Annotated in this window: 16 protein-coding genes; 8 read left to right on the top strand and 8 right to left on the bottom strand. The window is 71.3% G+C overall.

All coding sequences use genetic code 11. The features are described from left to right. The first annotated feature begins 514 nt into the window (after nt 1-514). Nucleotides 515-1,168 carry a hypothetical protein gene (locus ACIHAA_RS30770; RefSeq protein ID WP_399822935.1) on the top strand — a complete coding sequence of 218 codons (654 nt, stop codon included), beginning with the start codon at nt 515-517 and terminating at the stop codon, nt 1,166-1,168. Nucleotides 1,169-1,324: 156 nt separating this feature from the next. Beyond that, nucleotides 1,325-2,518 (top strand): DUF6545 domain-containing protein, encoded by a 1,194-nt coding sequence (locus tag ACIHAA_RS30765; protein ID WP_399822933.1) that lies wholly within the window; start codon nt 1,325-1,327, stop codon nt 2,516-2,518. A 94-nt stretch (nt 2,519-2,612) separates the two neighbouring features. On the opposite strand, the gene ACIHAA_RS30760 is transcribed toward ACIHAA_RS30765, so the two are convergent. The 4 genes from ACIHAA_RS30760 to ACIHAA_RS30745 form a co-directional block, all read right to left on the bottom strand. Next, the gene (locus ACIHAA_RS30760; RefSeq protein WP_399822931.1) at nt 2,613-4,145 is read right to left on the bottom strand and encodes an NAD(P)/FAD-dependent oxidoreductase; all 1,533 of its coding nucleotides are present in this window, start codon (nt 4,143-4,145) and stop codon (nt 2,613-2,615) included. Between the two features lie 160 nt (nt 4,146-4,305). After that, nucleotides 4,306-4,662 carry a DUF805 domain-containing protein gene (locus ACIHAA_RS30755; RefSeq protein WP_399822929.1) on the bottom strand — a complete coding sequence of 119 codons (357 nt, stop codon included), beginning with the start codon at nt 4,660-4,662 and terminating at the stop codon, nt 4,306-4,308. Nucleotides 4,663-5,078: 416 nt separating this feature from the next. Further along, the gene (locus ACIHAA_RS30750) at nt 5,079-5,531 is read right to left on the bottom strand and encodes an SRPBCC family protein (RefSeq protein WP_399822927.1); all 453 of its coding nucleotides are present in this window, start codon (nt 5,529-5,531) and stop codon (nt 5,079-5,081) included. 98 nt (nt 5,532-5,629) lie between these two features. Then, a complete protein-coding gene (locus tag ACIHAA_RS30745; protein ID WP_399822925.1) occupies nt 5,630-6,115 on the bottom strand; it encodes a hypothetical protein in 486 nt (161 codons plus the stop codon). Nucleotides 6,116-6,217: 102 nt separating this feature from the next. Between ACIHAA_RS30745 and ACIHAA_RS30740 the strand changes: the two genes are divergently transcribed. The 3 genes from ACIHAA_RS30740 to ACIHAA_RS30730 all read left to right on the top strand — a co-directional run bounded on the left by ACIHAA_RS30740 (nt 6,218) and on the right by ACIHAA_RS30730 (nt 9,318). Next, nucleotides 6,218-6,430 carry a hypothetical protein gene (locus tag ACIHAA_RS30740; RefSeq protein WP_399822923.1) on the top strand — a complete coding sequence of 71 codons (213 nt, stop codon included), beginning with the start codon at nt 6,218-6,220 and terminating at the stop codon, nt 6,428-6,430. Nucleotides 6,431-6,536: 106 nt separating this feature from the next. Beyond that, entirely contained in the window at nt 6,537-7,208 is a 672-nt protein-coding gene (gene lexA, locus ACIHAA_RS30735) for a transcriptional repressor LexA (RefSeq protein WP_399822922.1), read from the top strand. A 376-nt stretch (nt 7,209-7,584) separates the two neighbouring features. Then, on the top strand, nt 7,585-9,318 hold the full coding sequence (locus ACIHAA_RS30730) for a SpoIIE family protein phosphatase (RefSeq protein WP_399822920.1): 1,734 nt from the start codon (nt 7,585-7,587) through the stop codon (nt 9,316-9,318). A gap of 31 nt (nt 9,319-9,349) precedes the next feature. Here the strand turns inward: ACIHAA_RS30730 and ACIHAA_RS30725 are convergent, their stop codons facing one another. Continuing rightward, complete coding sequence (locus ACIHAA_RS30725) at nt 9,350-9,604, bottom strand: hypothetical protein (RefSeq protein WP_399822918.1); 255 nt, start codon at nt 9,602-9,604, stop codon at nt 9,350-9,352. Nucleotides 9,605-10,737: 1,133 nt separating this feature from the next. Between ACIHAA_RS30725 and ACIHAA_RS30720 the strand changes: the two genes are divergently transcribed. From ACIHAA_RS30720 to ACIHAA_RS30710, 3 genes are all read left to right on the top strand, one after another. Beyond that, on the top strand, nt 10,738-11,964 hold the full coding sequence (locus ACIHAA_RS30720) for a hypothetical protein (protein WP_399822916.1): 1,227 nt from the start codon (nt 10,738-10,740) through the stop codon (nt 11,962-11,964). Then, nucleotides 11,961-14,045 carry a tetratricopeptide repeat protein gene (locus ACIHAA_RS30715; protein ID WP_399822914.1) on the top strand — a complete coding sequence of 695 codons (2,085 nt, stop codon included), beginning with the start codon at nt 11,961-11,963 and terminating at the stop codon, nt 14,043-14,045. Before ACIHAA_RS30720 ends, ACIHAA_RS30715 begins: the two co-directional genes overlap by 4 nt. 226 nt (nt 14,046-14,271) lie before the next feature. Beyond that, entirely contained in the window at nt 14,272-15,456 is a 1,185-nt protein-coding gene (locus tag ACIHAA_RS30710) for an acyltransferase family protein (protein WP_399822912.1), read from the top strand. Nucleotides 15,457-15,597: 141 nt separating this feature from the next. Here ACIHAA_RS30710 and ACIHAA_RS30705 read toward each other — a convergent pair whose 3' ends face one another. The 3 genes from ACIHAA_RS30705 to ACIHAA_RS30695 all read right to left on the bottom strand — a co-directional run bounded on the left by ACIHAA_RS30705 (nt 15,598) and on the right by ACIHAA_RS30695 (nt 18,733). Continuing rightward, nucleotides 15,598-16,338 (bottom strand): hypothetical protein, encoded by a 741-nt coding sequence (locus ACIHAA_RS30705; RefSeq protein ID WP_399822910.1) that lies wholly within the window; start codon nt 16,336-16,338, stop codon nt 15,598-15,600. Nucleotides 16,339-16,590: 252 nt separating this feature from the next. Continuing rightward, nucleotides 16,591-17,649, bottom strand: a complete 1,059-nt coding sequence (locus tag ACIHAA_RS30700) for a medium chain dehydrogenase/reductase family protein (protein ID WP_399822908.1) — start codon at nt 17,647-17,649, stop codon at nt 16,591-16,593. 292 nt (nt 17,650-17,941) lie between these two features. Next, nucleotides 17,942-18,733, bottom strand: coding sequence for a polysaccharide deacetylase family protein (locus ACIHAA_RS30695; RefSeq protein ID WP_399822906.1), 792 nt, complete (start codon nt 18,731-18,733; stop codon nt 17,942-17,944). Nucleotides 18,734-18,769 lie beyond the last annotated feature (36 nt).

Genomic DNA, 18,769 nt, shown 5'->3' with positions numbered 1-18,769 from the left:
ATCCCGGGGCGGTCGGCCCGTGCTGCGGGCGGGGAGGACGGCGCGGTGCATCATGGGTACGGTGGGCATCCGGCGGGCACCGCCGGGACGACGGGCGCGGGGGAGCGGGCGGCACGGTGCTGCATGAACGGTTCTGCCCTCCCCAGATCCGAATGTTCGGGTGGTCTGCGTCGGCTCGGCGCTCGCCGGCCGTGCGGCGTGTTCTGTCGGCACATCGTGTCCGTCCCCGTCGGGACAGGGTCCCAGAGGTATGCCTCTGCATCCCCGCACCCCGTGCGGAAGCGGCCCGCACCAGCACACACCGACGCGAACGCGGGCGCGGCCGTGTCCACCGGGTGCTGACTGGCAGTCAGTCACCCGGTGATGCTGCAATCCCCGGACCCGTGATGTCAACTGTTGTATCCATCCTTGGCTATTGGAGTATCGCTTTACCTGGTTGCCCGGCGGGGGAGCGGTTATCGTCTCGTCATCAATGCGCAGTCCGCGCCACCACCGGACGTGAGGAGATGCGTCGGTGAGAGATCCGCGCCAATCGCTCGCCGAGACCCTCCGTCACATCGACTCCCTCCTGGTCGACGGACGGAACCGGCACGAGGTGATCGACGTGCCGCAACTGTCCGTCACCAGCGGCGTACCCCAGGACGTGGTGGAGATGCTGCTGACCGGACGGCAGGCGCCCGCGGAGGACATCACCGACCGGATCGTCCGCCGCATCGCCCACCTGCGGGAGACACGCCGCCGCCCGGACGGTTCACGCCACTCCTACGACGAGATCGCCTCCTCCTTCGGAGCCACCCGGGCATCGCTGTCCAACCTGCTCAGCGACCGCAGAAACCTGCGCAGGACCGCGCAGCCGCCCCGGGAGACCCGCCAGCGCCCGGCCCGCTCGGGCGGCCCCCTGGCCTCCACCCAGGCGGGCGTCGAGCGCTTCTTCTTCGGGGAGCCCAACGGATGGCTCAGCGCCGAGCCGGAGTCGGCCCTCAACGAGGCGCTCCAGCCCGTGCTCACCGAACTGCGCACGGCGGCCGGCCAGCACGCCTACCACGCCAGCCGCGCCCTGGCCCTGCGCACCGCCGCCACCCTGCCGGACGACGAATGGGAGTTGGTCGAACGCTTCATCAACACCCTGGTGCGGCAGGTACGGGAGGAGCGCGGCCAGGGAGGCTGACCTCGGTCCGGACCGGGCCCCGGCCTGGCCGGACTTGACCGGACCGGGCCGGGGACGGCCCCCGGCAGCGTGGATCACGAGCACACCCCCGAGGGGTCGCGGTAGCCTGCCACAGCGACTGCGCCCAGCTACGCTCCCGGAGGCCGTGCTCATCCCATGAACGGCGTCTTACCGCCTTTGGACGGCGACTTACCCTTCTACGTCTCCAGCGGACTGATGCTTCTGGCCTGTCTGCTGAAGCTTCCCGCCCTCGTCCGTGCCCGGGGGCGGGACTGGCTGCTGTCGTCCATCTGCGCGCTGCTCTTCCTCGGCGCGGGGGTCCTCTTCATCACGGCCCAGACCTCGATCGTCCTGGTCAACCGCTGGACCGGCGTGCCCAACATGGCCGCCCCGGTCGTCTATATGCTGCTGGTCGCCTTCTCCGGTGCCTCGATCGTCCTGGTCCTCAACTGGCGCGGCGAGACCGGTTCGGCCAAGCCCCGCCACTCCTCCCGGATCACGATCGCCGCATACGGCGCGGCCGTTGTCCTGATCGGGGTCCTCTTCGCGCTGGGCCGCGCACCGGTCGAGCAGCGCACCCGCTTCGATCTGTACTACGCCAACACCCCCTTCATCAGGGAGATGATCCTTCTCTATCTCATCGCGCACGCCGTGGCCTCCCTGACCGTCGGCCATCTGTGCCGCCGCTGGTCGCGCGAGGTGCACGGCACCCTGCGCACCGGTCTGCGGGTGCTGGCGACCGCCTATCTGATGCACTTCGCCGGCTACGACCTGATGACGGCCGCGGCGGTCTTCGGCAGATGGACCGGCCACACCTGGGACGTCCTCATCGTGATCGCACGCACCATGATCGCGCCCAGCGCGGTGCTGGGGGCGGCCGGTTTCGTGATCCCCCTGGTCGGCCAGAGCACCGCCGTCCGCTACTGGCAACTGGCACCACTGGCCCGTACGGTACGGCCCGTACGGGGTGCGCCGGGGCCCACTCCGCTGCCCCTGCCCTGGTGGAAGCCCAGCGTCCATCTGAGGCTGACCCGACGGCAGACCTATATCTCCGACCGGATCCTGGCCTGCCGCGACCGCTCCGACCCCCGGATCCGCCATGAGGCACTCCGGCTCGCCCTGGCGCGCAACGCCTCGGGGACGGAAGCGGCGGCCATCGCCGAGGCCGCGCTGATCGTCGCGGCGGTGGAGGCCCACTACGCCGATGGTGCCACCGGGTCGCCGCCCCGGCGCGGCGGCGGCGACGAGCACACGGTCTCCAGCAGCGATCTGGTGCACATCGCCCGGGCGCTGCGTTCCCGAATCGTCAAGGACGTCCGCACCCGGACACGCAACGGACAGCGCCCCTGACGGACAGCGTCCCTGACGGACAGCGCCCCTGACGCACAGCGCCCCTGACGCACAGCGCCCTGGGGCGGGCCGGGTCCTCGCTGTGCAGCGTCGCTCAGCTCTCCGACCGCTCGTCGCGTCCGTCCGTCGCCGTCCCCGGCTCCTGAACTCCTCCCGGGCCGCCCGCGGCATCCGCGTCACCGGCGTCACCCGCACCACCCGCATCCCCCGCGTCTCGCGCCCCTCCGGCGGTCCGGTCGAGGCCGCGCAGAACCGTCTGTTCGGCGGCCGTCAGCGGTGGCCCGGCCAGCGGGGGCAGCACCGGGCCTCCCAGCGTGGCGAGCAGCAGCGAGGGGCGCAGAAGCCGGCGTCCGTCCTCCTGCAAGGTGGTCACATTGCACATGGCGGCGGACACCCGGTAGGAACTGGTGGCCACCCTGGTCATCCGCCGGACATACCGCGTGAGCACCCGGTCGGCGAGCGAGGGCCGGTCACCGAGCACGTCCGGGAACCACCGGTCCTGTGAACTGCTCAGCGCCCAGGCCGCGTTGACCGCACCGGCCGCGGCGTGCTGGATCCGGCGGGCCGTGCCCGGCGCGGCCGCGTCCCTGCCCTCCAGCTCCCGGCGGAGAGCCTGGGCCCCGAGCGCCGCGACCGACATGCCCTGCCCGTAGACCGGGTTGAAGGCGGCGGCCGCGTCACCCAGCACCACAAACCCGTCGGGCCAGGTTTCGGCGGTCTCGAAGCGGCGGCGCACATTGCGGGTGCTGCGGCTGAGCGACACCGCGGACAGCGGTTCGGCGCCGGAGATGAGACGGCCCACCAGGGGATGGCGCAGACCGAGGGCGAAGCGGGCGAACTCCGCGGGGTCGTCGGTCGGTTCGCCGCCGCGGGTGCCGCTCAGGCTGGCCAGCCAGCGTCCGCCCTCGATGGGGACGAGGGCTGCCGCACGGCCGGGCGCCGGTTCCATGGGGTCGGGCTGCACCAGGACCAGCGGGAAGCTCTCCGCTCCCGCGGGCATCCGGTACACCCGGCTGGCGTAGACCACGCCCGAGTCGACGACCTCCTCCCGGATCCCCGCGACACCGAGCGATCCGAGCCACTGCACGGCCCGCGAGCCGCGCCCGCCCGCGTCGACGACCAGATCCGCGGACAGGTCCTCCTCGGCGCCCTCGGCCTCGCCGTCGGCGACGCGTACGCCGGTGATCCGGCCCGCCGATCCCAGCAGGGAGACGGCCCGTCCCCGGCGCAGCCGGATCCCGGGGCGGCCGAGCACGGCCTCGCGCAGTATCGAGTCCAAGAGGTCCCGGCTACAGGTGAGCAGGGGGTGGCTGTCGTGGCGCCAGCGCCGGAACCATCCCTCCGGCCCGAGCATCACCGCGCCGGATGTCATCGAGATCTCCCGGCCGCCCGCGGCGAGCACCCGCTGCCGCAGCTTCAGCCCGGGCAACAAGGCTTCGATCGCGTCGAGTCCGCTGGTCAACAGGATGTGGGCATGGCGGCCCTGGGGTAAGCCCCGGCGTGGAGCGGCTTCGTCCGGCAGCGCGTCGCGCTCGATGAGCGTCACCTCGTCGACCACGTCCGCCAAGGCCGCGGCGGCCAGCAGCCCGGCCACGCTGGCACCCACGACGATTGCTGTGCGCGACATCCGTCCCCCCGATCGCAGCCCCGGATGCCCCTCACCGTACCGTCGTCCGCGCCGATCACCACAGAGATCAGGACAGAAACGCCAAGGTGACAAGGAGTCACTGTCCACGGCACAAAGGCCCGCCGGAAAACTTCCGACGGGCCGTCACTGCTGCGCTGCCTCAGACTGCGGGGGCGGCGAACTTCGGGTTGGTGCCGTACTTGTTCGGCTCCGGCGTGCCCTCGGTGGCGAGGAAGACGATGAGAATGATCCAGCCGACCAGCGGGATCAGGCTGATCAGGATCCACCAGCCGGACTTGCCCGTGTCGTGCAGCCGACGGAAGGTGACACCCAGGGCGGGCAGCAGGACGGCCAGGCTGTAGAGGGCGCCCGGGATGGCCGTACCCGCGACGGCGTCGATGACCGTCAGGACAATGGTGATGATCAAGTTGAACAGCGCGAACATCCAGTATTCCTGCCGACGCGCGCGCCCGTTGAAGACCACGTACTTCTTCAGTACGTCCACGTACCAGTTCATTGTTCGTCCCCCAGGGATCTGATGGTGCTTGCGCCCCATCAGATCAGGCCAGCGCGGCCGGAATCCATTCCATTGGCGTGTGCTGGTCAATCTGTTACCGCGCTGCCGCCGTTCGGTGATCAAGAAGGGGAAGTACGCAGACGGGCGGGTCCGGAGAGCCGGTTCGGTCCGGGCTTTCGGCCAGGCCGAAGGGCCGGTGCGCATGGAACGGCGGCCGACTCCAGGGACGCGTGAGTCGGCCGCCGTAGGGGTCCCTGCTCACCAGTGACGGGGCGGGGCGCTCCACCTGCCTCCAGCATGCACGCGCCCGCGGCTGACGGCGACTCGGATGCGCCGTCCTGGTGAGACCGGCTGTGGAGGCCATGCTCAGGGCCCCCGTCCGCCGGGCGCCCTCGGTACTCGGGGTGAGGGGTCCGTCAGACCGCGCCGCGCCAGCCGCCCGTCTCCACACCGCTGCGGGACTCGATGAACTCCTTGAACCTCTTGAGGTCGCCGGAGATCTGCCGCTTGATGAAGCCGCTCTTGTCGCCGACGGTCTCGGCGAGGCCCTCGGGGTCGAACTCCATCTGCAACATCACCTTGGTGCGTCCCTCGTCAAGCCGGTGGAAGGTGACCACACCGGCCTGCCGCACCTCACCGTCCACGGTGGTCCAGGCGACCCGCTCGTCGGGGATCTGCTCACTGATCCTGGCTTCGAACTCCCGTTGCACACCCGCGACCTTCGTCACCCAGTGGGTGAGGGTGTCGGTGCGCTGCTCGATGCGTTCCACCCCCTCCATGAACTCGGGGAAGGTCTCGAACTGGGTCCACTGGTTGTACGCCGTGCGGACCGGGACATCGACCTGGATGGATTCCTCTACCTGCGACATACGGCGCTGCGTCCTTTCCGTGATGCGTGCGGGCCGGTGGTTCCGCGGTTCCGTCGGCCACCTCTCGTCCAGACGCCAGGTATCCCCGAGTCAACGGTTCACACACCCGGATCCGGCCGGGAAGCGGGGGGCGGGGGAGCGGAGGGCGGCCGGGCGGTGTGGTCCGGGTGGCCGCGGGTCCGGCGGGACTCCTTCAGCTCCGCCTCGTAGAGGTGGTTCCGGCCCCCGGCCAGCTCCTCGACCGCGCCCCGCTCGAGCTCCTTGAACGGACGGTAGTACGTGTCGTCGTACGCTTCGACGACCTGGAAGGTCCAGTGCCCCGGGATGACATTGCGGCCCAGGATCTCCCGCTCCACCCGCTCCGCCCACTCCGTGTGCCCGGCCACGCGCAGCAGCCGTACCGCCCGGTCCAGCTCCAGATCCGCGGTGCCGGTCAGCTGGTGGAAGCTGTAGAGATGGCCTCTGGCCCGCTCGGTGGTCTCCAGCGCCTTCGACAGCGAGCCGAGGGCCTGCACGGTCGTGTCGCTGACGCCCGCCGGGCGCCGATGGGCCGGGTCCGGGCCGTCATCCGTGGGGACAGTCATGGTCTTGGCTGTCCCCCGTGCGGCACCGTTCGTACCGCGCCGGCCGTCCCCGCGGCGGCCGGACGATGCGCGCTCCGCCGTCGCGCGGGTAGCGTCCGCCTCATGAAAAGGAAGCAGAGCGCGCCCCCGACGCCGGTACCGGCGGTGGAGTTCCTGGCGTCCCAGGAGATCACCCAGACGCAGTGCCGCCAGTGCGGCAGCGAGGTCGCCGGGGTGAACGGCCGCTATGCCTGCGGGGTGTGCGGATGGGTCAACCACTGGAGCGAGGGGCACAACGACCTGCCGACCACGGCGGACGACAACAGCGAGGTGTGAGACGTCCGGGCCTCCACGTGACCCGGGAGGCGAATGCGTGTTCCATTTGCCGGGGTCGGTGGGTTAAGGTCGCGCTCTGCGAGATCTTGTACGGAGGTGCCCGGGAATGGAGAACAGCGAGCCGGTACGCCGGGGACGGCCGCCGGGCATCCGGACGGTCGAGAACGGGCTGACCAGCCGCCAGCAGGACATCGTCCGGTTCATCGCCGACACGGTCCGGCGCCAGGGCTACCCGCCGTCGATGCGGGAGATCGGCCAGGCGGTGAACCTCGCGAGCACCTCCTCCGTCGCCCATCAGCTGATGGCGCTGGAACGCAAGGGGGTCCTGTACCGCGACCCCAACCGGCCCCGCGCCTACCGGGTGCGCTCCGCCTGGGCCCCGGCACCGGACTCCGGACCGGCTGCCGCGGTGGAGGTGCCGCTGATCGGCCGGATCGCCGCAGGCGCGCCGCTGCTCGCCCAGGAGATGGTCGAGGACGTCTACACCCTGCCGCGCAGGCTGGTCGGGGACGGCGACCTCTTCGCCCTGACCGTGTCCGGGGACAGCATGATCGAGGCGGCGATCTGCGACGGCGACATCGTGACCGTACGCCGCCAGGACAGCGCCGACCACGGTGACATCGTCGCCGCGCTCCTCGACGACGAGGCCACCGTCAAACAGCTCCGCCGTCAGGACGGCGAGGTCTGGCTCATGCCCCGCAATGGCGCCTACGAGCCCATCCCCGGCGGCCAGGCGAAGATCCTCGGCAAGGTCGTGGGAGTCCTGCGCGCCCTCTGACGCCCACCGCCCGGCCCACACCCGGCGGGGCGGCACGTCACACGGTGCGAAGCGGTGCACAGCGCACGGTGCACGATGCGTACCCCATGGCGGAGGCCCGGCACCCGTCCCGTACCCCCGGTGGCCCCGCCCCGTCCGGCGTACGCTGGGCGAAAGGCAGCGCGCTCCCCCGCTCGCCGGTTAGGACACGGGCCCCGCCGAGGAGCGGGTGTGCAGGCGGCCGCCGGAACCGCACCCGGTGCCGATGCCGAGGAATCCGCATGTGCCCGACCGATCCCCGTGGCCCGTACCGCATCTGGGCCGAAGTGCCGCTCCCGCCCGTACCGCGTCGCACCGGCGGGGCCCCGGCCGTGCGCCCGTGCGCCGGGAGCAGACCATGAGCGGGGCCGAAAAGGCCCCGGCTGCCCGAGCGCCCCGCGTCCGGGACGCCCCCGCGCCCCCTCCGGAGGACACGGCCGCGGCAGTGCTGCTGGACGCGGACGGGCTGGTGACCGGCTGGACGAGCGGCGCCCGGCGGCTGCTCGGCCATCGCGCCGAGGAGGTCCTCGGACGGGCCGCCCACGATCTGATCGCCGCGCCGGACACGGAGGAGGGCCCCCGGCCCGGACACCGGCACTGGAAGCTGGGCCACCGGCAGATCCGCTCCGGGCGCCGCACGGTACGGGTGCGCCACCGGGACGGTCACGCCCTGGAGCTGACCGTGCGCGTCTCCCGGCTCACGGGCCGGAGCGGCAGGACCGGCTGGCTGGTCGCGGTGGCCGACGACCGGGCCGCGGTGGAGCGGCTGGCGCTGCTGAGCGAGGCCGGGACGAGGATCGGCACCACCCTGGACGTCATGCGCACCGCCCAGGAACTGGCCGACTTCGCGGTGCCGCGCCTCGCCGACTACGCCTCCGTCGATCTGGTGGAGGCTGTGTTACTGGGCGGGGAGCCGCTGTCCCGAGTGGGCCTCGACGCCGGTCGCGTTCCGGCGTTCCGGCGCGCCGGAGTGGCATCGGTCCACGAAGGGATACCGGAGGCGCTGTGGACGTGCGGGGCGCCCGTCTTCGTCCCGCCGAACTCCCCGTTCGTCCGGGTCCTGACGTTGGGCAGGCCCTATATCGAGCCGGTGATGGACGCCTCCACCTGGGGTGCGCTGGATCCGCAGCGCGGGCGGCTCATCGCGGACAACGGCATCCACACCGTGATGATCGTGCCGATCCAGGCGCGCGGTATGACCCTGGGCATCGGGGTGCTCGTCCGCACCGACAATCCGGCCCCCTTCGAACAGGACGATCTGCTGCTGGCCGAGGAACTTGTCGGCCGCGCCGCCCTGAGCCTGGACAACGCCAACCGGTACACCCGGGAGCGCAGCACGGCCCTCGCCCTTCAGCGGAACCTCCTTCCGGGCGCGCTCGCCGGAAGCGACGCCGTCGAGATCGGCTGCCGCTACTGTCCGGCGGACCTGGACCACGGCGTGGGCGGCGACTGGTACGACGTCATCGAGCTGCCCGGCGACCGGCTGGCCCTGGTCGTGGGTGATGTCGTGGGGCACGGCATCAACGCGGCGGCGACCATGGGCCGGCTCCGTACGGCGCTGCGCACGCTCGCGGACATGGACCTGCCCCCGGCCGAGCTGCTGACCCGTCTCGACCACACGGTGAACCGGCTGGCGCCGCACGACCGGGAGGGCACGGCGGCCGCGATGGGCGCGACCTGTGTGTACGCCGTCTACGATCCGGCCGGTCGGCGGCTGGAGGTCGCCCGGGCCGGCCATCCGCCGCCCCTGCTCGTCAGCCCGGCGGGCCGGGCGAGCTTCCCGGAGGTCCCCGCGGGCGTGCCGATCGGCCTCGGGCTGCCGGTGTTCGAGTCCGCGGAGTTCAGGATCCCCGACGGAACCCTGATCGCCCTGTGCACCGATGGTCTGGTGGAGTCGCGCGCCGAGGACATCGACACCGGTCTCGGCCGCCTGGCCGCCCTGCTGTCCCGCCCCGGAGCCTCGCTGGACGAGCTGGCCTCCGGGGCTGTCGCGGCGATGTGCCGACAGGCCAGATCCGACGACGCCACCCTGCTGCTGGCGCGAGGGCGTACGGCGCGGGGGCGTACGGACCGTCCGCCGCCCTCACGGTGACGGCGGCACCGGTCGTCCCCGACGGCGAATCTCAGCTGTCCTGCCGCGAACCGGTGTTGTGCCTGCCGGTCCACAACTGCCAGGCGGACCAGAGCCACAAGAGCGCGAAGGCGGCCAACAGCCCCAGCAGAACGACGACTTGGCGGACATTGGCGTCGTGGTTCAGCAGCGATATGAGCAGCGAAAGCGTCCAGGCGGCGACGCCCAGCGCGTAGGCGCCGTGCAGGCGCCGGAGTTGCTCGGGGTGTGCCGCGCGAGGCGTCGAGGAGACCGTCGGGGAAGTCATGGGGCAGCCGGTACCCCCGCAGGTGCGTCCCATGACCGGGATACGACTGCTCGTGCGCCGCTTGGAGCGTCACTTCCGGCCACGCCGCGCCGGGCGGTCCGGGCGCGCGGGACCGCCCGGCTCCGGTCAGCCCTCACCCGGCCAGGTCCCCGTCTCATAATCTCCTTCCGCGACGGGCCTGACCGGTGCCCCGGCCGCCGGTCCCGGTCCGGCCCGCGGTGGGGCGGAGGCGGCCGAGGCGCGAGCCCCCGCCGTGCGGCCCCGGGCACTGTCACGCGCCGTTCGTACGACGGCGTCCGAACCGTCACCCCGCCGCCCACCGGCCGTGATGTCCCCGCCGACGGCCCCGGTGCCCCGCGCTCGGGAGCAGGCCGCGCGGAGGCCGCCGCCGCTCGGGCCGCCGCGCCCTCCCCGCCCGGGCGGAGCGGCACCCCCGCACCCGTGTTCGCATCCCCATGGCCGCCGCCGAATACCTTTGCACCGCACCGGACTTAGGGCCGTCCGGTGGTCCGGCGGTCCGTCCGGCGCCGGAACATCTGGTGGCAACTGAGCGGTCGTTCATTATGTCGGACGTTTTCGGGGGCCCCCGCGGTGCCAAACGGAATGCGGCGATGCCCCCGTCCCATGGCCCCGCCGTTCCGGAATTCCCCGTTTCCGTACCGGGCCCAGGGTCCCCTGATGTGGGAAGAGTCCTTTCGCTCGGCGCTGGCAACGATGTCGGAGGAGGTGGCACGACGGAATCCGTCGTCGACCCCGGGATTCCCTTCCCGGTCCGTCGTTGAATCGTTTACCGGCATCGTTGTCTTCCGGGTGGTGCGTGCCGCACATGCCGAATGGCTCGAACCCGACCTTGTGTTCGAGACGCGCTGGCAACACTTTTGATTGCCGTCGGCCACCGGTCGACGAACCACCAATGAGAGGGGATTTCAGATGAAGACCACTGTCGCCATGGGCAAGAAGGCCGGAGTCAAGAAGATTGCCGTCCGTCGCGCCGGGGATGTGCGCCTGACGTCGGCTGCCTGCCAGTGCCCGTACCACGCCCAGGCGTAACACGCGACGCTCCATGAGCTGCGCTCGGGTGCGCCGTGTTACGGCGCACCCGGGTTGCCTGCGCCGGCCGTAGGGGAGGGGTTGTGGCCGATGGCGGCCTGTTGTTGCACGAGTTGAGTTTTGTACCCGAGGGCGACGACGTGGTGGTCGGCCGCCTGGATACCGGCTCCTATGCGGTCTTCCCGTCCGACGGGGCGGAATTGCTGAAACAGCTTGCCCAGGGCATGCCGCTGAGTGCTGCTGCCGACTGGTACGAATCGGTTTTCGATGAGCCGGTCGACCTGGACGATTTCGTGGCGACGCTGGAGGAACTCGGCTTCGTCCGCGAGGGGCGCGAGGGTGAGGAGCAGCCGGGGGGCGTTCCGGCCCCGCCGGTGCGACTGCGCCGACTGGGACGCGCCGTCTTTTCCCTGCCCGCGTGGGGGTGCTATCTGGCGGTCCTCGGCGCCTGGGCGTGGACCCTGGCCCGGCACTCGGATCTGGCTCCGCATCCGTCCCAGATCTTCTTTGTGCATTCCCTGCTCGTGGTCCAGCTGGTGATCACCTTCGGCCAGGTCCCCCTGTTGCTGCTGCACGAGAGCTTCCACATCCTGGCCGGACGCCGACTGGGTCTGCCGACCCGGCTGCGCCTGAGCAACCGCCTGACCTACATCGTGGCCGAGACCCAGATCAACGGACTGCTGAGCGTTCCGCGTGCGAAACGCTATCTTCCGTTTCTCGCGGGAATCGTCTGCGACGGTGTGGTCCTCGGAACCTTCGGGCTGGTGGCCGACGCGGCACGGAATCCCGACGGATCGTTCTCCCTCGTCTCGCGGGTGTGCCTCGCCCTCGCGTTCACGGTGGCGGTCCGCGTTCTCTGGCAGTTCCAGCTGTATTTGCGGACCGACCTCTACTATGTGGCGGCCACCGCCTGGAACTGCTACGACCTCCACGACGCGGCCATGATGCTTCTCAAGAACCGCGTACGGCGTCTTACCGGGCGCCCGGACCGTGTGGTGGACGAGGAACAGTGGACGCCCCGGGACCGCCGCGTCGGCAATTTCTACGGCCCTTTCATCGTGCTCGGCTATGGCGCACTGGCCGGCATCACCGTTTTCGTCAGTGTCCCGGTGATGCGCGAGTATTTCGGTATTGCCTGGCAGGCCATCACCTCCGGTCATGTCAATGCCGCCTTCTGGGACGCCGCGGTGTCCCTGTGCATGAACGTCGCCCAGGTGGTTGCACTGGTCGTGCTCTCCAGGAGAAAGCGGCGGGAGAAAGAGCTCTCCACACCCAAGACATCACCTTCGGCGGAGGTTGAACTCGCATGATGGGCCATCTCCGGATCGTGGGCGACAGGCGCACGGACCGTCTCCGCCTCATCCGAACCCGAACCGGCAGGGCCCTGGTCGTCCGCTGCCACCAGCGTCTGCGCGGCCCCTACACCGGCATCGACACCGTACTGCGGACCGTGCTCTCCGAGGCACACCGGCGCTGGCCCGAACTGGTCGAGGCCCACCGGGTGGAACTCCTCTACGGCATGCCCGAACTGGCACACCTCATCGGCCCGCCCCCGCGCACCCTGGCCGACGACGCCCCCTACGAGGAGCGGACCCGCTACTACGGCTCCGGAATGATCCGCTGCATGAGCCAGGGCATCGTCACCTTCCTGCTGGAGTACGCGGCCCGGACCCACGCCGACTCCGGGGCCGCCCTGGAGCTGGCCTTCGAGGAGGTGCACGCGGCCGAGGCCACCACCCAGGAACTCCTCGCCCTGCTGGTGCGCCGGGCAAACCCGGACGTGCTGCGCGTCGTGGTCTCCGGCACCGGCGACGCCCTCCCCGAGGAACTCGAGGCCGCGCTCACCGCCACCGCCGCCACCCTCCCGGCCCCCACGGCCGACCCCGGCCCCGAGCCGCTCCGGAGCCCCCTCGAATGGGCGGCCGCCTATGTCGACGGCGACTGCACCGACGACGACCCGCGAGCACTCGCCGGATACCGGGACGCCGACCGGCAGGAGGTGGCCCGGCTGCACGACCGGCGCGCCGACAGTCTGGAGGACACGGCCAGCTGGGGTCTGCGCATGGGCGCCATCGCCCACCACCGCGAACACGGCACCGACCCCACGGGTGCGGGACGGGCGGCACTGCTCGCCGCGCAGCGGCACGCGGTCGCCACGGGGTTCTCCAGCACCGTCGTGGACCTGGGGCTGCGCGGCCGAGAGCTGAGCGACCCCGTCACTCATGAGCACGACTACTGGGAGTTCACCCGGGAGGCGGCCGCGGCCTGCATCCCGATCGGCCGGCTGGAAGAGTCCCTGGAGCTGTACCAGAACCTGCTGCGCCGCTTCACCAATCCCAAGATCCACATGATGACCAGCTATGCGATCGCCATGCTGCACACCCGCTTCCTGCAACCGCGCGACCACGACCTCGCCGTGCAGTGGCAGCACAACGCGGTGGCCATCGCGGGCCTTCTGCCGGACCCCGCCGAACGCCGGACCTTCAGCGTCTTCCACGACAACGGCCTGGCCCTGGTGGAGATGCACCGCGGCAACCGGGCCCACGCCCTGGAGCTCGTGGAGTCCTGCATCGCCCGCCTCGACAAGGAGCTGAACGAGGACGAGTGGGTCCTGCACCGCTCCCAGCTGCTGTACAACCGGGCCCGGCTGCTGGTCTCCTTCGGACGGCTGGAAGAGGCCTACGCCGACTACACCCGGCTCATCGAGATGGACCCCTATTACACCGACTACCTCTCCGAGCGGGCCCGGATCTCCCGCGAGCGGGGCGACTTCGACGCCGCCCTGGCCGACTACGACCGGGCCGTCCAACTGGCCCCGCCCTTCCCGGAGTTGTACTACAACCGGGGCACTGCACGGGTCCGGGCCGGTGACCCGGACGGAGCGCTCGACGACTTCGCCTATGTGCTGGCGATGGAGCCCGCGGACCTGGAAAGCCGGGTCGCCCGGGCGGAACTGCTGCTGGAGACCGGTGATCCCGACGGCGCCGAGGCCGACGCGGACACCGGACTAGCCCTGCACCCGGGAGAGGTGCAACTGCTATGCCTGAAGGGCATCGTGCACCTGCAACGCGAGGACTTCGAGCAGGCCCTCGCGGCCTTCGACGCCGTGCTGGAACGGGACCCGCACTATCCGGCCGCGCTGATCAACCGGGCCGTGGTGCACTTCCACCGCTCCCGGCACAGCAACGCCGTAGCGGATCTGACCACCGCACTCGATGTCGTCGGCAACGACCCGGACGTCCTCCTCAACCGCGGAATCGCCCATCTCGCCCAGGGCCGAGCCGATCTGGCCCGGTCGGACTTCGATGTCGCGCTCACCCTCCCCGATGCGGACATCGAAGAACTCCACCACCACCGGGAGCTGTGCGACGCGACCACCGCGCCGCGATGAGAGGCACACAACAGCTGCCGTGACAGATGTGTAGGCGCGCTGCGGCGGGGCAGGCGAGCCGGACGGATGCCCCGCCGCTTCGGCGGCGGGGCGCCGTACCCACGCCAGGGTGCCTGAGGTTCCATGACGCGAGGTATGTCACATACGCGCCCGGTGTGGCGCCTTCGGGGCTGGACGATCACTAGGGTGTGGGGACCCGTGCCCGGATCTCTCTGGTGGAACCCTCATGAGCGCATCCCTGTCGGCGGCCGGCACCCTCGACCCTCCGCGTCCAGACCCGGCCCCCCGGCCGGAACCGTTGCCCACGCGACTGGCCTCCCTGACCAGTCTGCGGTTCTTCGCGGCTTTCGCGGTGTTCACCCATCACTTCAACGGGGTGGGCCCCGGTGGTGGGGTCTGGCATGTGCCGGCCCTCTTCCCGTACTCGAAGATCGGCGTCCATGGAGTGACGTTCTTCTTCGTCCTCTCCGGCTTCCTGCTGACCTGGAGCCACAAACCGGGCGGGCAGAGAAAGATCTTCTACTGGCGGCGCATCGGGCGCATCTACCCCGCCCACCTGGTCGCCATGGCCCTCGCGCTCTTCGTCTTCTACGTCCTGGGTACCGACCGCACCGACGTCCTCAGCCTCGTCACCTCGCTGCTGCTGGTGCAGACATGGTTCCCCCAGGTGGTGCCCAACCTTCCGGGCAACCCCGTCACCTGGACCCTCAGCGTCGAGCTGCTCTTCTACGCCCTCTTCCCGCTGTTCATCGGGCGGCTGAAGCAGCTGCGGACCAGGGCCCTCGGGCTGCTCACCCTGGCCGGACTTGCCGGGATGTGGGCGGTGAACTGCCTGGCGGACCACTACCTCGGCGACCACGACGCCGGCTGGGTCATGCGGCACCCCGTCGTCTATCTGCCGCAGTTCTTCATCGGTGTCGCCTTCGCCATCGCGATGCGCCGCGGCTACCGCCTCCCCCTGCGGCCCTACGCCGTGGTCCTGCTGATCCTGGCGTACACGGTGGTCTACACCCGTGCCGACGAATGGGCCGGGGGCACCGTCGCCCACCAGATGGAGACCACGGTGCGCCCCGTCGTCGCCGTACTGTCCGCGCTGCTGATCGCGGCGTGCGTACAGAACGAGGCCGCGGGCCGCTCCCGGCTGCTCACCAGGCGCAGCCTGATGCTGCTGGGCGCCAGCTCCTACGCCTTCTACCTGGTCCACCAGAGCGTCAACGAGGTCATCCGCCTCTACTGGCCCGGTGAGCCGGACAGCAATGTGGCCATCGTGTTCCTGGTGGGGGCGTTCCTGGTCTCGCAGACACTGGCCTGGCTGCTGTACCGCTATGTCGAGGAACCCGCGCAGCAGTGGTGGTCGAAGCGGGGGCCGCGCCCCCGGCCCCGGCAGACCGGCGGGAAGGCCGTGGCGTAGCGCGGCGACCGCGCTTCGCTCCGACGGCCGCCTGCGGCGGCCCGCACGACACGGCCGCGGCCGCTGTCCCTCAAGGTGAGGTGACAGCGGCCGCGGCCGTGGAACGTCCGGCGCCGGGTGGGCCGGTCAGCGACGAGCGGGTCAGGCCCGCGCCGCGCCGGAGGCGTTGCGGCGGCGGAGCACATAGGCGCCCGCCCCGAGGCCGCCGAGCAGCAGAATCGATCCTGCGGCCAGTCCGCCGGCGCTGGTGTTCCCGACCAGGCCACCGCCGCCCGCGTGGACGCCGCCCCGCGGGTCCCTGCGGGAGTCCTCGTGGTGACGGGCGGCGTTGTCCGAGTCGCCGTCCTCGGCGCCGCTCAGCGCGGAGGAGTCGCTGTCGGCCTCGGTCCCGTCCTGGGAGGAGTCGTCCTGGGACGAGTTGTCCTGGCCACCCTCCTGGGCGCTGTCCTGCGGGTCCTCCTGGGGACCGCCACCCTGCGGGTCCTCCTCCTGGCCGCCCTGGAGGTCGGAGCCGTCGCTGTCGTCGCCGTGCTTGGCGTTGTGCTTCCCGGCCAGGGCCAGGAAGCCACCCCCGGCGCGGACACCCCCGCGGGGGCCCTGCCCGTCGTGGTGGTGGTGGTGACGGGCGCCGTTCTCGGAGTCGCCGTCCTCGGCTCCGCTCAGAGCCGCGTCGTCGCTGTTGTCGTCCTGCCCCGCCTGCGACTCGTCCTCGTCGTGGTGGCGGTGCTGGTTCCTGCTGGGGTCGTGTTCGTGGCTGCCGTAGGAGGTACCGCCTTCCGCGACCCGAAGCCCGGCCGGCGACAAGGCGTGCGCGGCGGGAGCGGAAATCGCGACGGCCGCGGCAACTGCCGCGGAGGCGAACATGGTCCGGGTCACTCGCATGAGGTTCGTCCTTTCACCGCCGCGAAGGCCGGCACCTCGCCGGCACACCGGGACCGCAGCGGCAACGTCATCACCCTCAACCCGAGCACCGCCCCTGAGCGCTGCACGACACGGCAGGGAGCCGAGACCGTACTCCGTCCGAGTGCCTCCAGGATGAAAAGTAACCCGACTGGCCCCGTCCCGGCCGCCATGGCCGCCGGGCCGCCGAGCACAGCTTCGACGGGTGTCGTCGGCCCCGGTCCACGGAGCGCCTCACCGGGTGCCGTCGGCGTCCCGTCCGGCGCCCGGGACGATGACGACCTTGCCCACGACCTGCCCGGACTCGGCGTACCTGAGTGCCTCGGCGGCCTGCTCCAGCGGATAGACCGCGTCGATCCGCGCGCTGATGGCCCCGCTCCGAAGGAGGGCGAAGACCGCGGTGAGGTCGTCGCGCAGCCGGGCCCGGTACCGCGCGGGCCGACGGCTCTTGCCGGCCCACAGGTTGAAGAAGTGGGCGCCGCGCCGGTTGGGCAGCAGATTCCACAGCGCGAGCCGCACCACGAGCCGCAGCACGGTGAGGGTGCCGTTGCCGGGCTGGTCACGGGTCGAGGCGCTGCCGTAGGACACGAGGGTGCCGCCGGGGGCGAGCATGCGCCAGGAGTCCCGGATGCCCTTGCCGCCCACGTGGTCGAAGACGGCGGCCACACCGCCGGGGGCGAGTTCACGGACGCGGGCGGGAACGTCGTCGCGGTAGTCGACGGGGACGGCCCCGAGGGCGCGGACGGCCTCCTGGTTGCGCGCGGAGGCGGTCCCGATCACCCGGACCCCGGCCGCGCGGGCCAGCTGCACCAGCACGCTGCCCACGCCCCCGTTTGCGCCGTGGACCACGACGGTGTCGCCCGGCCGGACCTTCGCGGTGTGGTGCAGCATGCGCCAGGCGGTGGCGCCGTTGGTGACCAGGGTCTCGGCGTCGGCGGCGGCCACGCCGTCGGGTACGGGTATCAGGTCGGCGGTGTCGAGCAGGACGCGGTCGGCCCAGCCGCCGGTCTTGGTCAGGGCGGCGACCCGCTGCCCGATCACCGGCCGCGGCCCGCCCGGCACGGCGGCGCCCAGCGCCTCCACAGTGCCCACCAGGTCGTAGCCGGGCACGAAGGGGAAGGCGGGCATGTCGTAGTACTTGCCCCGGCGCATCTGCTGCTCGGCGAAGGTGACACCGCTGGCCTCCACCCGGACCAGGGCCTGCCCGGGCCCCGGCTCGGGCAGCTCCCGCACCCGCAGCTGAAGGGACTCGGGCTCGCCGACGGAGGGAAGGACCATTTCGGTGGTCTGCATGGCTGGACTCCCGTGGAGGTGGTGTGGCGGATCGGTCGATATCTAGAGGGAGGAGTGGTTGGTCACTCACTTATGAAGCCGTACTGACTCTGTGCTGAATCGGTGTCGATGGGGGAGTGGCTGCCCTGTTGTGGGGTGTGCGCTCCCTATATGAGTAATTAACCACTCACACTTCGGGTCTGTCAACCGTCGGCCGCCCCGGACCGGGTGCGGCCGACGGTCTCGTTCCCGGGATGCGGTCGCTCTCAGGCGGTCCGGCCGGCCGTCACCGGCCGCCCCGCCCGGGCTCCGGTCAGCGCACCGGGAAGCCGAAGGGGTGCCCCTGCTGCTTCAGCCACGGCAGGACCTCGCGCAGGGCCGCCACGGTCTGGGAGCGGTCGCCGCCCGCGTCGTGGAAGAGGATGGTCGGACCGTTGGACAGCTCGTTCTTCACGGTGGCGACGATGGCGCCGGTGCCGGGCAGCTCGAAGTCCTTGGTGTCGACGTTCCAGCCGAGCGGGCGCATACCGTGCGAGGCGGCCAGATGACGGCTGTACGGGGTGAAGGCGCCGCCCGGGGCCCGGTAGTAGAGCGGCTTCACACCCCCGGAGGCCTCGGTGATCATGCGTGCGGCGTCCAGGATCTGCTGCGACTGGTAGGCCTCGGACTTCTTGTCCATCGCGGTGTCGTGCGACACCGTGTGGTCGCACAGCCGGTGCCCCGCCGCGACTACCGCCTTGACCAGCTCCGGGTGGGCCTGGGCCTGCGGCCCCACCATGCAGAAGGTGGCCTTCACGCCGTAGTCCCGCAGTACGCGCAGCACCCGCGGCGTCCAGACGGGGTCCGGGCCGTCGTCGATGGTGATGTTGACGGCCCGGGCGCCGCCGTCGGAGGCGTGGGCGATCTCCGCCGAGAGCGGTATGCCCGCCGGGGGACGCGCCTCGGGCGTGGCGGAGGGGGACGTCGAGGCGTCCGCGCGGTCTCGCGGACTCTCCACGGGACCGGCCTGCGCGGTCCACACCGAGGCCGCGGTCGCCACCGCCGCCACACCGACCGCCGCCGCCAGCACCCGCCCGCGCCAACCCCGTCCGCCATGCCGCACCATGTCAGTCCCGCCCCTTGCCGTCTGTGTGGGTTCCCT

Source organism: Streptomyces sp. NPDC052040 (assembly GCF_044548405.1).
Lineage (GTDB): Bacteria > Actinomycetota > Actinomycetes > Streptomycetales > Streptomycetaceae > Streptomyces.
The sequence above is the reverse complement of the archived record's forward strand: the minus strand, read 5'-3'. Positions and strand labels throughout refer to the sequence as shown.

What these genes read in the sequence shown, in the direction of transcription:
- ACIHAA_RS30765 (WP_399822933.1), top strand. Translation starts at nt 1,325, where the DNA reads ATGAACGGCGTCTTACCGCCTTTGGACGGCGACTTACCCTTCTACGTC.
- ACIHAA_RS30760 (WP_399822931.1), bottom strand. Translation starts at nt 4,145, where the DNA reads ATGTCGCGCACAGCAATCGTCGTGGGTGCCAGCGTGGCCGGGCTGCTG.
- ACIHAA_RS30755 (WP_399822929.1), bottom strand. Translation starts at nt 4,662, where the DNA reads ATGAACTGGTACGTGGACGTACTGAAGAAGTACGTGGTCTTCAACGGG.
- ACIHAA_RS30750 (WP_399822927.1), bottom strand. Translation starts at nt 5,531, where the DNA reads ATGTCGCAGGTAGAGGAATCCATCCAGGTCGATGTCCCGGTCCGCACG.
- ACIHAA_RS30745 (WP_399822925.1), bottom strand. Translation starts at nt 6,115, where the DNA reads ATGACTGTCCCCACGGATGACGGCCCGGACCCGGCCCATCGGCGCCCG.
- ACIHAA_RS30740 (WP_399822923.1), top strand. Translation starts at nt 6,218, where the DNA reads ATGAAAAGGAAGCAGAGCGCGCCCCCGACGCCGGTACCGGCGGTGGAG.
- lexA (WP_399822922.1), top strand. Translation starts at nt 6,537, where the DNA reads ATGGAGAACAGCGAGCCGGTACGCCGGGGACGGCCGCCGGGCATCCGG.
- ACIHAA_RS30730 (WP_399822920.1), top strand. Translation starts at nt 7,585, where the DNA reads ATGAGCGGGGCCGAAAAGGCCCCGGCTGCCCGAGCGCCCCGCGTCCGG.
- ACIHAA_RS30725 (WP_399822918.1), bottom strand. Translation starts at nt 9,604, where the DNA reads ATGACTTCCCCGACGGTCTCCTCGACGCCTCGCGCGGCACACCCCGAG.
- ACIHAA_RS30715 (WP_399822914.1), top strand. Translation starts at nt 11,961, where the DNA reads ATGATGGGCCATCTCCGGATCGTGGGCGACAGGCGCACGGACCGTCTC.
- ACIHAA_RS30710 (WP_399822912.1), top strand. Translation starts at nt 14,272, where the DNA reads ATGAGCGCATCCCTGTCGGCGGCCGGCACCCTCGACCCTCCGCGTCCA.
- ACIHAA_RS30705 (WP_399822910.1), bottom strand. Translation starts at nt 16,338, where the DNA reads ATGCGAGTGACCCGGACCATGTTCGCCTCCGCGGCAGTTGCCGCGGCC.
- ACIHAA_RS30700 (WP_399822908.1), bottom strand. Translation starts at nt 17,649, where the DNA reads ATGCAGACCACCGAAATGGTCCTTCCCTCCGTCGGCGAGCCCGAGTCC.
- ACIHAA_RS30695 (WP_399822906.1), bottom strand. Translation starts at nt 18,733, where the DNA reads ATGGTGCGGCATGGCGGACGGGGTTGGCGCGGGCGGGTGCTGGCGGCG.